Annotated in this window: 12 protein-coding genes; 5 read left to right on the forward strand and 7 right to left on the reverse strand. The window is 65.7% G+C overall.

Annotated features, from left to right (window positions below; genetic code table 11):
* Window positions 1-6 precede the first annotated feature (6 nt).
* From ATJ93_RS03540 to ATJ93_RS03560, 5 genes are all read right to left on the reverse strand, one after another.
* A complete protein-coding gene (locus tag ATJ93_RS03540) occupies window positions 7-822 on the reverse strand; it encodes a DUF6517 family protein (protein ID WP_120243912.1) in 816 nt (271 codons plus the stop codon).
* 99 nt (window positions 823-921) lie between these two features.
* Window positions 922-1,419 (reverse strand): DUF2062 domain-containing protein, encoded by a 498-nt coding sequence (locus ATJ93_RS03545; RefSeq protein ID WP_120243237.1) that lies wholly within the window; start codon window positions 1,417-1,419, stop codon window positions 922-924.
* Window positions 1,420-1,487: 68 nt separating this feature from the next.
* Window positions 1,488-3,578 (reverse strand): ABC transporter ATP-binding protein, encoded by a 2,091-nt coding sequence (locus tag ATJ93_RS03550; RefSeq protein ID WP_120243238.1) that lies wholly within the window; start codon window positions 3,576-3,578, stop codon window positions 1,488-1,490.
* Window positions 3,579-3,797: 219 nt separating this feature from the next.
* The gene (locus ATJ93_RS03555; protein ID WP_120243239.1) at window positions 3,798-5,054 is read right to left on the reverse strand and encodes a Glu/Leu/Phe/Val family dehydrogenase; all 1,257 of its coding nucleotides are present in this window, start codon (window positions 5,052-5,054) and stop codon (window positions 3,798-3,800) included.
* 132 nt (window positions 5,055-5,186) lie between these two features.
* Window positions 5,187-6,065, reverse strand: a complete 879-nt coding sequence (locus ATJ93_RS03560) for an HpcH/HpaI aldolase/citrate lyase family protein (protein ID WP_120243240.1) — start codon at window positions 6,063-6,065, stop codon at window positions 5,187-5,189.
* 1,027 nt (window positions 6,066-7,092) lie between these two features.
* Here ATJ93_RS03560 and ATJ93_RS03565 point away from each other — a divergent pair.
* Both ATJ93_RS03565 and ATJ93_RS03570 read left to right on the forward strand, forming a co-directional pair.
* Complete coding sequence (locus ATJ93_RS03565) at window positions 7,093-8,379, forward strand: Cdc6/Cdc18 family protein (protein WP_120243241.1); 1,287 nt, start codon at window positions 7,093-7,095, stop codon at window positions 8,377-8,379.
* Window positions 8,380-8,557: 178 nt separating this feature from the next.
* Window positions 8,558-9,958 carry an NAD-dependent succinate-semialdehyde dehydrogenase gene (locus ATJ93_RS03570; protein ID WP_120243242.1) on the forward strand — a complete coding sequence of 467 codons (1,401 nt, stop codon included), beginning with the start codon at window positions 8,558-8,560 and terminating at the stop codon, window positions 9,956-9,958.
* A gap of 35 nt (window positions 9,959-9,993) precedes the next feature.
* Here ATJ93_RS03570 and ATJ93_RS03575 read toward each other — a convergent pair whose 3' ends face one another.
* Together ATJ93_RS03575 and ATJ93_RS03580 are read right to left on the reverse strand one after the other, a co-directional pair.
* The gene (locus ATJ93_RS03575) at window positions 9,994-11,748 is read right to left on the reverse strand and encodes an alkaline phosphatase D family protein (RefSeq protein ID WP_120243243.1); all 1,755 of its coding nucleotides are present in this window, start codon (window positions 11,746-11,748) and stop codon (window positions 9,994-9,996) included.
* 129 nt (window positions 11,749-11,877) lie between these two features.
* Entirely contained in the window at window positions 11,878-12,387 is a 510-nt protein-coding gene (locus tag ATJ93_RS03580; RefSeq protein ID WP_120243244.1) for a small multi-drug export protein, read from the reverse strand.
* A 170-nt stretch (window positions 12,388-12,557) separates the two neighbouring features.
* Here ATJ93_RS03580 and ATJ93_RS03585 point away from each other — a divergent pair, with 170 nt between their 5' ends.
* From ATJ93_RS03585 to ATJ93_RS03595, 3 genes are read left to right on the forward strand one after another with little or no spacing between them, the layout of a single operon-like run.
* Window positions 12,558-13,025 carry a MaoC family dehydratase gene (locus tag ATJ93_RS03585; protein WP_120243245.1) on the forward strand — a complete coding sequence of 156 codons (468 nt, stop codon included), beginning with the start codon at window positions 12,558-12,560 and terminating at the stop codon, window positions 13,023-13,025.
* 8 nt (window positions 13,026-13,033) lie between these two features.
* Entirely contained in the window at window positions 13,034-13,690 is a 657-nt protein-coding gene (locus ATJ93_RS03590; RefSeq protein ID WP_120243246.1) for a PH domain-containing protein, read from the forward strand.
* Window positions 13,687-14,313, forward strand: a complete 627-nt coding sequence (locus ATJ93_RS03595; RefSeq protein ID WP_120243247.1) for a PH domain-containing protein — start codon at window positions 13,687-13,689, stop codon at window positions 14,311-14,313. The genes ATJ93_RS03590 and ATJ93_RS03595 overlap by 4 nt, the downstream gene beginning before the upstream one ends.
* Window positions 14,314-14,381 lie beyond the last annotated feature (68 nt).

A 14,381-nucleotide genomic window follows, 5' to 3' on the forward strand; every position in this document is an offset into this window, starting at 1 on the left:
CTCGAGTTAGCCGTCGAAGAGGCCGCCGTCGTCGCTGTCGTTGTCGGTGCTACTGTCGTCGTCGCTCTCGTTTCCGTCCTGCGTCTCGTTCCCCCCGCTGGAACCGTCACTCTCGTTGGTTTCGCCGTCTTCCTCGTCGTTACCATCGCTGTCGCCGTCGCTCGAGGTCGATGCATCCTCCTCGAGCGTTTCGGTCACCCCCCCCATCAACGAGAGCACGCGCTCCTCCTCGCGGCTCCGGAGTCGCTGCGGGTAGACGCCGATGGTCACGAGCAGATCCTCGTCAGTTTCGACCGCTTCGGTGACGTGCAGGTCGACCTCGACGCTTTCACCTTCGAACTCCGCGTCCGCGCTGAACCGCGAGCGCGTCGTCGCCTGCCCGAGGATCTGAATCGCCGCTTCCTCCTCGAGCGTGACGTTTCCGATGCCCTCGTAGTTGCTCGCGATGAGGTCGACGAGTTCCGTCGTGGACATCTCCTCGACGGGGTTGAACTGCCGGCCGGCCAGTTCGACCTGCGGCGTCGAGAGCACGGAGAAGACGGCCCCGCGCTGCTCGCCCAGCGGCCCCATGTCGATAACCTTCTCGTACTGCGTCTGGTGGTTGGTGACGGTGATCGTCTCCGAATAGGCGTCGGTCCCAACGTCCCGTTCGACGACCAGTTCCTCGAGCGTCGGTGCCTCGTAGCCGGCGTCCTCGCGAACACTGGGATCGACGCCGGCCGGCGTCGACGTGTGTTCGGCCATCCCGATCACGCCCAGACAGCCCGAGAGTCCGGCGAGTCCGCCGATTCCGAGCCCGGCGATGAAGGTTCGTCGTTGCATCACCGCGACAATCTCGAGTCAGTTCATAAGTGTTTGTTCGTTTCTGAACAGTTGTCGGATCGACAGGACCGCCGGTCGAATCCGCACTGTCGCCGTAGATCAGCGCCGAAACCGACTCGAGACGAGCGACGCCCGGTGCAGCCACCCGTCGCGTCGTCGATACGCCCGCGTCAACTGCAACACCAGCACGTAGCCGATCGCCGCCAAGGCCGCCGCGATGACGAGATTGCCGACGAGTAGTTGCCGAGCTGCCGCGCCGGCAGCCGCGAGCGAGATCCCGGTTGAAGGCATCGCTGCCTGACCGCTGCCGAGCACGACGCCGCCCAGTTGGAAGCTCGCGACGTAGACGGCGGGTTTAACGAACGGGTTGAGGACGGCGACCGACGCGAAGATCGCCGGTTTGCTCACCCACGACCACAGCGAGCAGAAGACGAAGAAGAGGCCGATACCGACGCCGCCGGTCGGCAGCGCCGTCATGAAGACGCCGGTCGCGAAACTGGCCGCGATCTGGTGGGGCGTCCGCTCCTCGCGGAAGGCCGCGGTCAGTTCGTCGCGAGCGCGATCGCGGTACCGAGCGAGCCGTTCCCGGAGCCTCACGGTTTATGCGTCGATCCGACTCGAGCGAGAAAAAGATACCGAGTACCTCGAGCAGTCGATCGGTACTGTCAGTCGTCGGCCCCGATCGACTGGCTGGCGTCGCCGTCGTCACCGTCCGCTTCGGTCCCCGTCTGCGAGTCCCAGAGGTCGGCGTAGGTGCCGCCGTCGTCGACGAGGTCCTCGTGGGAGCCGGTTTCGATGACCTCGCCGTCGTCCATGACGACGATTCGGTCGGCGTCCTGAATCGTCGAGAGCCGGTGGGCGATGATGAACGCGGTCCGATCCGCGGTGAGTTCGTCGAGATTGCGCTGGATGACTTCCTCCGTCTCGGTGTCGACGTCGCTGGTCGCCTCGTCTAAGACGATGAGGTCGGGATCGTTGAGGATCGTCCGCGCGATCGAGACCCGCTGGCGCTGGCCGCCCGAGAGCTTGACGCCGCGTTCGCCGACCATTGTATCGTAGCCGTTGGGCAACTCCTCGACGAACCGGTGAGCGCCGGCGGCGACTGCCGCCTCGCGGATGCGGTCGTCCACGTCGTCCGGCACGTCGGATTCGTCCTCTGCCTCGAGCACCGTTCGGAACGCCTCGCCGTCGCCGTACGCGATGTTCTCGCGGATCGTCCCGGAGAACATGTAGGGGTCCTGCTCGACGACACCGATCCGATCCCGGAGCGCCTGGGGGTCGTAGTCCCGGACGTCGACGCCGTCGATCCGCACGGCGGGGTTGGCAGGGTTGGTACGACGCTCGCGGTCGTGGTCGCGATCGGTCCGTCCGCTCGCGTCCCGACCGTCGGCGTCCTCGCCGCCGTATTCGGCGTCGATTCCGCCGTCCGCCCGCGTGTGGTGCGCATCGGCGCCGGCGTCGACGTCGTAGAAGCGGGGTAACAGCTTCAACAGCGTCGACTTCCCGGAGCCGCTGGTCCCCGCAAAACCGACGGTCTCGCCGGATTCGACCTCGAGGTCGACGCCCTCGAGGATTTGCTCGCCGTCCGCGCCGTAGCTGAATTCGACGTCCTCGAACGTGACGGTGCCCTCGACAGCATCGGGAGCCTCGGCGTCCGGCGGCGACTGCACGGCGGCCTCGGTCGCCAGGATGCCGAAGACGCGCTCGGCGCTGGACTTGGCCTTCTGGTAGTTGTTCGCGGTCTTGCCGATCCGGGTCATCGGCCCGTCGAGCTCCCGCAGGTACATGAAGTAGACGACGAACGTGCCGGCGGTGAGCCCGCCCGCGGTGACGACGGAGTAGCCGCCGGCGACGAGGATCGAGACGAACATCGCGCCGACCAGCAACCGCAGCGAGGCGAAAAACGCCTTCCGGACCGTGATCGCGCCGATCTTCTCGTCGCGGTAGCCGCGGCTCTGTTCCGCGACGCGGCCGCGTTCGACGTCGTAGCGGTCGAACGACTTCACGATGGCCGCGCCGCTGAGGTTGTTCGAGAGCCGCGTATTCAACTGGGCGACGTGTTCGCGGATACGCTTGTACTTCGGCTCGATCCAGATGATGAACTTCGCCGTCGCGAGGGCGATCAGCGGCACCGGGAGCAACACCAGCGCGCCCAGCCACGGCTCGGTGTAGAGCATGTAGCCGCCGACCAGCCCGAAGATCATCACCGCCTCCGTGATCTGGCGGAGTTCGGTGTTGAAGAAGTCCTCGAGGCGGTTGACGTCGCTGTTCAAGATCGCCATCATCCCGCCGGTCTGGTGGTCGTTGAAGAACGACAGCGACAGCCGCTGCATGTGGTCGTAGGTGTCCAGCCGCAGGTCGTGCTGGATGCGCTGGGCGGTCGTCTGGAAGAAGTACCGCGACAGGTAGTGGGTGATCGACTGGACGACGTAGGCGGCGACCGTCAGCGTACCCAAGTAGTACAGCAGGGACAGGCGCTCGCCGGTCCGCTCGGCGGGAACCGGCTCGGTCGGGACGAGACCCGTCGCCGCGAGTAGCTGGTCGACGCCGCCGGACTGGGTGATCACCAGATCGATCGCGGCCGCGAGCATCAGCGCCGGAAACAGCCGCGCTGCGCGGTTGATCATCGTCGAGACGAACCCGATAGAGAGGGGCACCCAGTAGGGGAGCGCGTACGGAACCAGCTTCGCCATCGGATTTCCCTCGAGTTCGTCGCGGATGTCTTCGAAACTGCCGTGCGGATCGGAGTCAGCCATGACGCAGTCCAGTCGGCTTTCAGGATTGGCGTGGAAAAGGGGCCGAGAAGCGGAAACCATCGCTCCCTCCACGGATACCGGACATCAGGGTCGTTCGAAAAGTACAGAATCGCTACTCGAGTCGGTCAACGAACCCGTAGACCGGGCGACGAGTCGAGGCCGAAAAACGAACGAGAGAGGCCGAAAACGGAAATACGGGTCGGAAACGCTGACCTCAGCTCACGGGAACGAGCCCGCTTCGTCGAACGCGTCGGCGACCCGCTGGATCGCGACGACGTAGGCCGCGGTGCGGGGGTTCTCGAGGTCGTGTTCCTCGTAGGTCTCGACGAGCGCGTCGAAGGCGTCGACGATGATCGCCTCGAGTTCCTCGTTGACGCGCTCCTCGTCCCAGTAGAACCGCTGGCGGTTCTGGACCCACTCGAAGTAGCTGACGGTGACGCCGCCCGCGTTCGCGAGGATGTCCGGGATGACGAAGACGTCCTTCTCCTCGAGCACCTCGTCGGCCTCGGGGGTCAGCGGCCCGTTCGCAGCTTCCGAGATAACGTCGGCCTCGACGTCCTCCGCGAGGTCGGCGTCGATCGCGTTCTCGAGCGCGGCGGGGATCAGCAAGTCGACGTCGAGCGTGAGGACCTCCTCGTTGGTGATCTCCTCCTCGGCCTCCTCGTAGCCGACGACGCTGCCGGTCTCGGCCTTGTGCGCCTTCGCGGCGACCGGATCGAACCCGTCGGGGTTGTAGATGCCGCCGCTCGAGTCGCTGGCCGCGACGACGGTCGCGCCCATCTCGTCGATCAGTTCCGCGGCGATCGAACCGGCGTTGCCGTAGCCCTGGACGGCGACGGTCGCACCCTCGAGATCCTTATCGAGGTAGTCGAAGGCCTCGCGCGCGGCCAGCACCGTCGAACGACCGGTCGCCTCGACGCGGCCCGCGCTACCGCCGGAGTCGGGCGCCTTCCCGGTGATGACGCCCGGTTCGGTCGTGTTCTCGAAGGTTTCGTAGGTGTCTTTGATCCAGTTCATCTCCCGCTGACCCGTGTTCACGTCGGGCGCGGGAACGTCCCGATCCACGCCGATCAGCGGCGTGAGTTCCTTCGCGAACGCGCGGGTAAGCCGCTCGAGTTCGCTCTCGGAGTAGTCGTCGGGGTCGATGATGATGCCGCCCTTGCCGCCACCCAGCGGGATGTCTACGATAGCGGTTTTGTAGGTCATCCAGCCGGACAGCGCCTTGACCTCGTCGCGGGAGACGTCCGGGTGGTAGCGGATACCGCCCTTGTACGGTCCACGGTCGCCGTTGAACTGCGATCGGAAGGCCTTGAACCGCTCGAGGCTGCCGTCGTCGAGTTCGACGGTGAGGTTAGTCTCGAGCACGCGCTCGGGGTGTTTGAGGCGCTCGATGACGTCGTCCCCAACGTCGAGGTAGGCAGCGGCGTCGTCGATCTGGGACTGGAGGCTCTCGAATGGGTTGACTTGGCTTGCCATTACCTGACGATTTCGAGGTCTGCAAAATAAACGTAGCGAAGATCCCTGGTAGGCCATAAAATAACAATATAAGGAATATGAAGATATGGATATACTGTACGATCGCAACTCCGGCCTCGATCAGCGGCGCCGTCACTCGTCCGCAGCGTCCGCTCGAGATCGGATCCGCTCGGCCTGGGTGATCAGCGGCGCGTCGATCATCTCGCCATCCACCTCGAAGACGCCCCGACCCTCGGCGTCAGCCTCGCGTTTGGCCTCGAGGACGCGCTCGGCCCATTCGCGCTCGGCCGCCGTCGGCGTGAACGCTTCGTTGATCGGCCCCACCTGCGCGGGGTGGATCGCCAGTTTGCCGTCGTAGCCGAGTTGGACCGCGAACGCGGTGTCCTCGCGGAGTGCGGCGTCGTCCTCGTAATCGGTGACGAGCGTGTCGATCGCCGTACAGTCGTGGGCGGCCGCGGCGAGCACGACCCGTTCGCGCGCGTAGAGCACCTCCGTTCCTTCGGCGGTCCGGGTTGCACCGATGTCCGCCGCGAGGTCCTCGGCCCCGAACACCAGCGCGTCGGTGGCGGAAACGGCGGCGATCTCCGGCGCCGCGAGCACGCCGGCCGCGCTCTCGAGCAGCGCGAACACCGGCAGCGATCGGTCGTGCGCCTCGAGTTCGGCGGCGAGTTCCCGAACGTCCGATGGGCCGGCGACCTTCGGGCGCATCACGCTATCCAAGCGGAGGGCGTCGGTCGCATCCGCGTTCGAATCCGAATCGGAGCCGATCACGGCCTCGAGATCGGCCTCAAACGCCGCCGGCGACGCGTTAACCCGAACGCAGACCTCGCAGTCCGGATCGAAATCGGGATCGGTCAGGACGTCCCGGACAACCTCCCGCGCTTCGTCCTTCCGATCGGGCGAGACGGCGTCCTCGAGGTCGAAGACGATCGCGTCGGCGCCGGAACCGGGCGCCTTTCGGAGCATCTCGGGCCGATCCCCGGGGGTGAAGAGAACGCTTCGACGTGCCATACAGTCGCACATGCGAGGGAGGACCGTGAAAGTACGGTCCGGGCTCACTGGGTTCAGTTGTCGCTTCGGTTTTGACGGGGTGGAAGTCGGCGATTCGTCGCGAGAGATCGGATTCGGCTGTTCACCGCGCTGTATCGACGGTTCCGGTCCCGGACACCCCTCGTTCAGAGTGAAACATCCCGCGGACCCGCCGTCGGATGAACCGACAGGAGCGTAACGGCCGATTGCAGAAGCCACAGCTGGTCGGTTGACGGAGCCACTCCCCTCGTTCAGAGTGAAACGAACGACTACGATGGCTGGGTGGTTCGGCGTGCGATACGCGGAGACTGTTTTCACTCTGAATGAGGGGTGTTGCCTGTACTCGAGAGTGATACGTTCTGAATGTGGTGTCTCGACGGGTTGCACCCGGTTCGATTCCGTAGGGGGACGGCCCCACCCCCCGTTCAGAGTGAAACGACGAACAGGCGGGGGAGCCGGTGGCCGTCCCCCCTGAGAACTTAAGGAGAACTGAACAGAGATACTTGGAGCGAGTGTAATGTGGATACTATTACCGATTCCATAAGATACAATACTACTAGCTAGATCGCACTACTAGGTATACTGGAGGAAGGAAAGAAGGAAGAAGAAAGGACTTGCCGGAAGCGTCAGTTGACGCAATCTCGGCGCTCTCGAGCCGGTTTCCTCTGTTCGTCTCTAGATCCGCCCCTCGAGCGAGACACGTTCGAACGTAGCGAAGTATCCGTCCGTCAGCGCACACCCTATCCGGCTGCTCGACCCTTATCTAGATGCTCGGCTGCTCGAGTTGATCCCCGCTCCGATCGACCGTTTTCACTCTGAACGAGGGGTGTGGGTGGGTGTGACGAATCCGGATTGAGGTTCGGTCAGAGGAGGATTTCAGTCTGCATCGGGCCTGTGACATGAGAACCGGCGTCCGGCCGATTTGCCGGGCATTCGTCGTCTTACTTGAACGTTATCAGTCTGAACGCCCTCACGTGGTTTTATAATACACCTCTTCGAGAATGCGGACATGTCCGATCAGGCTGGTGGGGATCCGCTCTTTCAATCGCACGATCCGATCTTCAATCGGAAGGAGCTCCTCCACGTCGGTCACGTCCCCGACGAAGACCGAATCGTCGGTCGCGACGACGAAATCCAATCGGTCGCGGCTGAGGTCGGGGCGATCACGAGAGGCGATCCGCCGAACAACGTGATGATCTACGGCAAGACCGGCACCGGCAAGAGCCTCATCTCCCGCCACGTCGCGACCCGCGCTCGCGACGCCGCACAGCGCAACGATATCGACTGTAGCGTCCTCTACGTCGACTGCTCCGAAGCCAACACCGAAACGCGAGCGACCCGCCAGTTGGCCCTCAGCCTCAAGGAAGAGACGGGCTACCAGGAGCACATTCCCCTCCGGGGCGTCGGGACGATGGAGTACTACCAACACATCTGGCGCATCCTCGACGAGTGTTTCGACGCGATCGTCGTCATCTTGGACGAGATCGATAAGCTGGATAACAGCAACATCCTGATGCAACTCTCGCGGGCCCGCGAGGCACAGAAAACCGACGCCTACATCGGCGTGATCGGCATCAGCAACAAGATCCAGTACCGCGAGACGCTAGACGAGCGGATCGACAGCAGTTTCGGTCACCGCGAACTGTTCTTTCACCCCTACGACGCCTCCCAGCTGCGGGAAATCATGCGCAATCGGGAGGACGCCTTCCAGCCTGACGTTCTCGAGGACGGGACGATCGAACTCTGCGCGGCGCTGGCGGCGAAGAAACACGGCGACGCGCGCAAGGCGATCGAGATTCTGAAGGAGGCCGGCGAACTCGCCCGCCGGACGGGTTCGGAGATCGTCTCCGAGGACCACATCCAGCAGGCCCAGGAGGTCGCAGAGATCAACCGGATCGAGGAACTCACCAGCGGCGCAACCGTCCACGCGAAGCTCGCGCTGTACGCGCTCGCGAGCCGGATCATCACCGGCGACCGGGAAACGTACAAGACCCGCGAAATCTACGAGCGCTACGTCGGTATCTGCGAACTCGTGGCGAACGATCCGATTACGGAGAACGGGCTCTACCGCCAGTTGAAGGAGCAAGCGTTCCTCGGCGTCATCGAGTCCGAGAAGACCGGCGGCGGCCGCTCGCAGGGCAGCTACCTCCTCCACCGGCTCGTCACCGATCCGAAACACATCGTCAAGGCCGTCCGTCGGGACTCCTCGCTCGAGGAGCTGCCGACCTACGACCAACTGCTCGACTCTGGGGGATCGCCAGCGGACCGGGACGCGGATCTGAGTTCGTTTTCCTGAGCGGAGCGATTCGGTGCCGCGGATTCGTCCGTCTTCCCTCCGCCACCTCCCCCGTCCCCTCGAGTCCGCTTTCACTCTGAACGAGGGGTGTGGGGGCCAGGGATCACTCGCAGCCGGCGACCGACAGCCGACACCTGCCAGCCGCCGTTCTAAGCGCCCGCCGGTCGACGCTATGCGCATGAGCATCGAGAGCACCAATCCGGCGACCGGCGAGGTCGTCGACACCTACGACGAGGAGTCCGAAGACGAGCGCGAGGCGCAACTCGAGCGGGCAAGCGAGACGTTCGAGGAGTGGAGCGACACGCCGATCGAGACGCGCCAGCGGTTGCTCGCGCGGGCGGGCGAGATTCTCCGGGAGAACGCCGACGAGTACGCCGAACTCATGACGCGGGAGATGGGGAAACCGATCGGACAGGCCCGCGACGAGGTCGAGAAGTGCGCGTGGGTCTGCGACTACTACGCCGAGCACGCGGCCGAATTCCTGCAGGACGAGGTCGTCGCCAGCGACGAGAGCGCTCGCACCGTCGTCGCCTACCAGCCGCTTGGGCCGATCCTGGCGATCATGCCCTGGAACTTTCCGTTCTGGCAGGTCTTCCGCTTCGCCGCGCCGAACCTCGCCGCGGGCAACGTCGGCCTGCTGAAACACGCCTCGAACGTCCCCGGCTGTGCCCGGGCCATCGAGGACGTGTTTCACGAGGCGGGCTTTCCCGAGGGCGCGTTCACCTCCCTGCTGATCAGTTCGAGCGAGATCGACGCCGTCATCGAGGACGAACGGATCGCCGGCGTCACGCTGACCGGCAGCGACGGCGCGGGCCGCGCGGTTGCGGAAACCGCGGGCAGCCAGCTCAAGAAGAACGTCTTAGAGCTCGGCGGCAGCGATCCCTTCGTCGTCCTCGAGGACGCCCCCATGGAGCAAACCGTCGAAACTGCGGTCCAGGCCAGACTCATCAACAACGGCCAGTCCTGCATCGCGGCGAAGCGGTTTATCGTGGTCGACGAGGTGTACGACGAGTTCGTCGACCGCTTCATCGAGGCGATGGACGACCAGGTAGTCGGCGATCCGATGGACGAGGACACCGACATCGGTCCGCAGGCCCGCGAGGACCTGATGGAGGACCTCCACGGGCAGGTCGAAGAAACCGTCGAGCAGGGCGGCGAGCTCGAACTCGGCGGCGAGCCGATGGACCGCGAGGGCGCCTTCTACCCGCCGACGGTGCTCACGGACGTCCCCGAGAACGCGCCCGCAGACGAGGAGGAGTTGTTCGGTCCCGTCGCGACGGTCTTCCGCGTGGCCGACGAGGCGGCGGCGATCGAGAAGGCCAACGACACTCGCTTCGGACTGGGCGCAAGCGTCTGGACCGAGGATCTCGAGCGCGGCGAGCGGGTCGCCCGGCAGTTCGAGTCCGGCCTCGCGTTCGTCAACGAACTCGTCAAGTCCGATCCGCGCCTGCCCTTCGGCGGCGTGAAGGATTCGGGCTACGGTCGGGAACTGTCACGTCACGGCATCCGCGAGTTCGTGAACACGAAGACGATCTGGGTGCAGCAGGACGCGGGGGAGGAGACGACACAGGTCGAGTAACGCGCGTGTCGGTAGGATAGCCTGCTCGAGCCGTTCTAGGCCCGATACCGCTCGGTCACGTCCTCGAGTTCGACCTCGCCCTCCGGAACGCGGTACGCGGCTACGACGGATCGTTCGGCGTTCGGCGAGTTCACCGTCTTGTCGACGGCGTAGCCGACGTACGTGCACTCGTTTCGGTCGAATTCGACCACGGAATAGCCCCAGTTGTGGCCGTCGAAGAACTCGATGTGGGGATTCATCGCCGGCACCAGCCACGACAACAGCGGTTCGGTGAGTCGTTTTCGCCAGCCGCGAGTCAGGAGGAGAGCTTCCGCGACGTTGAGCGAAGTCACGGCGGGCGTCATGAACTCGACGCCGATCCGTTCGCCCTGCGCGACGCCTTCGCCGCCGGTCACCCGGCCGGGGTACGACGCCTTCGAGTAGGCGGCGATGTAGGAGTGCATGTCGCCGGTCAGGGTCACGAAGTTGTCGACGTCGGCCGCCGCGATCGACTCGGTGATCCGCATTCGCTCCCGCGTGTAGCCGTCCCAACCGCCCTGAACGGGGTAGAGCGAGAGCGGACCGGAACCGATCCGGAGCGGAACGGTCAGGACCTCGTCCGCCCACACCGTCCACGTCGCGTCCGAACCGGTGATCGTGTCGATGAGCCACTCCCGCTGGTCGTCGCCGAGCATCGTCCGCCCGGGCGGTTCGCGGTGGGGTCCGACGTTATCCGGCGTCGGGATCGCCTCGCGGGGCGGATCGCGGAACAGGCGCTCGTCGGTCATCGCGAGGGTCACGAGGTCCCCGAACTCGAACTCGCGCCAGAGCTGGAACCGGTCCTGGAGGGACTCCCCGGCCGGGTCGTAGTGGACGCGAGCGGGCATGTACTCCCACCACGCGTGCATCGCGTCGGCGACGAGGTCGGTCATGAACTCCGGATCGTCGCCGCGAGGGTGGTCGCCCGCGGGCGCGTCCGTCCGTCGGTCCCAGTACAGGTCGTTGACCATCTCGTGGTCGTCCCAGCCGGCGATCAGCGTATGGTTCTCTAAGGCCTCCCGCAGGAAGCGGTCGCTCCGGTACGTGCGGTACAGGTACCGGTAGTCCTCGAGCCCCCAGACGCGCCCGTTTCCGCTGGGGAGGGCCTTTTCCCGGCCGTCGTACTCGTAGGAGCCGAGCCCCTTGAAGGCGCCGTCCTCGGACTCGTAGATGAAGTCGCCGACGTGGACGAGGAAGTCTACGTCCTCGCGGGCGACGTAGTGGAACGCGGGGTAGTAGCCGTTGAGGTAGTTCTGACAGGCGAGCACCGCGAACCGCACGGAATCGGGCGAGGCGTCGGCCGCGGGCAGGGTTTGGCACCGACCGACTCGAGAGGCGGTATCGCGGTAGTAGAACCGGTAGTGGTACTCGCGGTCCGACTCGAGGTGACCGTCGAGATCGACCTTGACCGTGTAGTCGTGGGCGCGGATCCGTTCGGCGTCGGTGACCGCGCCCTCGTAGACGACATCGTCGAAGTCCGGATCGCGGGCCACGCGCACGGCGAGGGGTTCGTCCGGATCGAAGGCGTCGGGTGCGACCCGCGTCCAGAGGATCACGCCGGTCGGCGTCGGTCCGCCGCTGGCCACCGACTGGGGAAACACCGCGTCCGGATCCGCATCGGGATCGTGCTCGAACCGATCGCCGTTGCCGTCGGTGTCGGGATCGGTCGCGACCGCGAGGTCGTGCGAGTCGAGTTCGGACAGGAGTTCGGCGTGGTCGTCGTCGCCCCGTAACGGCTCGTCGCGCCCGTCCAGATCGATGTCGTCCGCCATAGGCCCCGGTGGGGGAACGGGCGGTTGTATGTTTTCGGTTTCCGGGTTCCGGACTCGGATTCGCAGCGGGTAGCAACGGAGCCGGAACCGGTCGAACGGCCCAGTTCGAATCGCGATTCGGGCTCGTCCTCAAACGATGCCAAGAACCGAAAACCCGGCGACCGACCCGACGACGAGCGCGACCGTCCACGCGCCGAGGCCGACGGTCAGCCAGCCGATCGCCGTCCGCCCGTTCGAGCCCGCGGTCGCCGCCAGCAGCGCCGTGAGGTGGATCCCCGCGAGTATCGGCCCGGCGAAGGCGAGACCAGGGAGACCGTACCGGTTCCAGAGCCGCCGCGCGCGGTCGTACCGGTCGCTCGAGTCACCCGGCTCCCCGCCGAACCGGCGCGACCACCACGCGAGGAGCCGCCGCTGGGCGAGGACGATCGCGCTGACGACCGTGACGCTGCCGGCGAACGCGGCCAGCCCCGTCAGCACCGGATCGAGCCCGAGCCCGATCGCGGCCGGGATCACGAGAAACGGTTCGATCGCGGGGATCATCGTCAGGACGAACACGAGCACGTACTGCCAGCCGCCGGTCGCCTCCTCGAGGGTCGTTCCGACGTCGACGAACTGTAACCACCAGGCCACGGGAATCATCGGCCGACGGCCGAACTGTTGCTGTGATAACACGAACGCGAGAAAAACAGTTTCGGTTCGGGTCGTCCCGGCGAGATCGGCGTGCCGCGAGGTCCCGGTGGACCGCGAGACCCTCGATCAAGGTCAGCGGCTGCAGTACGCTTTTGGTTCGTATCGTCGACGGTGACGGTATGACCGGTCTGTACTACGAGGAGTTCGAGGTCGGCGAAACGATCGAACACGAGCGCCGGCGGACGATCTCCGAGAGCGACAACCAACGATTTTGCGACATGACGATGAACCAGCAGCCGCTGCACCTCGACAGCGAATTCGCCGCCGAGACCGAGTTCGGCGAGCGCGTCGTCAACGGTCTCTACACGCTGTCGCTCGCGGTGGGGATTTCGATCCCCGAGACGACCGACGGGACGATCGTCGCGAACCTCTCCTACGACGACGTCGAGCACCCGAACCCGGTCTTCCACGGCGATACGATCCGCGCGCAGTCGACGGTGACGGACAAGCGCGAGACCAGCGACGGCGAGCGCGGCGTCGTCACGATGCACGTCGAGGCGTTCAATCAGGACGACGACCTGGTCTGCGAGTTCGACCGGACCGTGCTCTCGTTAAAACGGGAACACGTTTCGGCGGGGAGCGAGTAAGCCGACGTATGGCAACCGATACGACGCCCGACTCGAGCACGGCGGCGACCGCCGCCGACCTCGAGTGGCTGTCGCTCGACGACGGCGAGGAACTCGTCTGGACCGGCGGGCCGGACCGACGCACGCTCCTGCCCGCGGTACTGGTGGGAATTCCGCTCGCGATCGTGCTGATCGGGCTCCTCATCATCGCCGGCGAGTACCTCCGCGTGACGAACACGCACTACGTCGTCACGAACCGCGCGCTCTACCGGAAGACCGGCGTTCTCTCGCGGGACGTCAAGCGGATCGAACACGGGAAGGTACAGGACATCTCCTACTCCCAGTCCGCGCTGGGCGCCCACTTCGGCTACGGGACCGTCGAGATCAGCACCGCCGGCGGCTCCGGCGTCGAAATGGCGTTCAAATCCGTCCCGGATCCACGAGCGGTTCAACACGTCATCAGCGACCAGCGCGAGCGCGACCACACTCGCCGGGACGACCGCGACGAACACACGACGGACGACGTGCTCGGGGAAATCCTCACCGAACTGCGCGCGATCCGCGCGACGCTCGAGGACGGAGAGCGGGAGGGAGCACAGGACCGCTCGCGCGCCGAAACCGGACGACGCGACCGCGACGCCGACCGGGACGGGGTCACGGCGGAGTACGACGAGCGGCGATCATGACCGAGGAAGCGACGCCCGACCCGGCTTCCGAGCGCCCCCTCGAGTGGCTCGTGCTCGCGGCGGACGAGGAACTGCACTTTCAGACTGGCCCACGGATCCAGACGATCTATCCGTGGTTCGCGCTGGCGATCGTCGGCTCGCTCGCCGCCGTCGCCGCCGTTGCGCTCGAGTTGGTGCCGCCGCTCGCGTTGCTCTCGATTCCGGCGGTAGTCGCGCCGGCGGCGTGGCAGTACGCTCGCGTCACGCGCACGACGTTCGCCGTCACGACCCACCGGATCGCGACTCGCAGCGGCGTCCTCGGGGTGTCCGTCCGGGCCGTCCCGCTCGAGTGCGTCCAGAACACGCAGCGGTCCCAACACGCGGTCGGGCGACTGGTCGGGTACGGCACGGTGACGGTCGAAATCGCGGGCGGCTCGGACCTGCGCTTCTGGGACGTCGACGATCCGGCCGCGATCCAGACGCGCCTCGAGTCCGCACGGGAACAGGGCCGCGGGGCCGACCCCGACCGCTCCGCCGTCGCCGACGTGTCGGGGTCGCTCGAGCAGTGGGAAGCCGTACTCGAGGAAGTTCGGGGCTGGCGGCGGACGCTCGAGCGATCGGAATCGAGATCGAGATCGAACTGACGGCGTTCGGCGTTCCTGCGTGCGGTTCGCTCTCATACCAGCGACACGACTTTTATTCAACCGGCCGA

Source organism: Halopiger aswanensis (genome assembly GCF_003610195.1).
Taxonomy (GTDB): domain Archaea; phylum Halobacteriota; class Halobacteria; order Halobacteriales; family Natrialbaceae; genus Halopiger; species Halopiger aswanensis.

Bases quoted from the DNA above. Each gene is read 5' to 3' on its own strand.
- ATJ93_RS03540 (WP_120243912.1), bottom strand. From the start codon at position 822: ATGCAACGACGAACCTTCATCGCCGGGCTCGGAATCGGCGGACTCGCC.
- ATJ93_RS03550 (WP_120243238.1), bottom strand. From the start codon at position 3,578: ATGGCTGACTCCGATCCGCACGGCAGTTTCGAAGACATCCGCGACGAA.
- ATJ93_RS03555 (WP_120243239.1), bottom strand. From the start codon at position 5,054: ATGGCAAGCCAAGTCAACCCATTCGAGAGCCTCCAGTCCCAGATCGAC.
- ATJ93_RS03560 (WP_120243240.1), bottom strand. From the start codon at position 6,065: ATGGCACGTCGAAGCGTTCTCTTCACCCCCGGGGATCGGCCCGAGATG.
- ATJ93_RS03565 (WP_120243241.1), top strand. From the start codon at position 7,093: ATGTCCGATCAGGCTGGTGGGGATCCGCTCTTTCAATCGCACGATCCG.
- ATJ93_RS03570 (WP_120243242.1), top strand. From the start codon at position 8,558: ATGAGCATCGAGAGCACCAATCCGGCGACCGGCGAGGTCGTCGACACC.
- ATJ93_RS03575 (WP_120243243.1), bottom strand. From the start codon at position 11,748: ATGGCGGACGACATCGATCTGGACGGGCGCGACGAGCCGTTACGGGGC.
- ATJ93_RS03580 (WP_120243244.1), bottom strand. From the start codon at position 12,387: ATGATTCCCGTGGCCTGGTGGTTACAGTTCGTCGACGTCGGAACGACC.
- ATJ93_RS03585 (WP_120243245.1), top strand. From the start codon at position 12,558: ATGACCGGTCTGTACTACGAGGAGTTCGAGGTCGGCGAAACGATCGAA.
- ATJ93_RS03590 (WP_120243246.1), top strand. From the start codon at position 13,034: ATGGCAACCGATACGACGCCCGACTCGAGCACGGCGGCGACCGCCGCC.
- ATJ93_RS03595 (WP_120243247.1), top strand. From the start codon at position 13,687: ATGACCGAGGAAGCGACGCCCGACCCGGCTTCCGAGCGCCCCCTCGAG.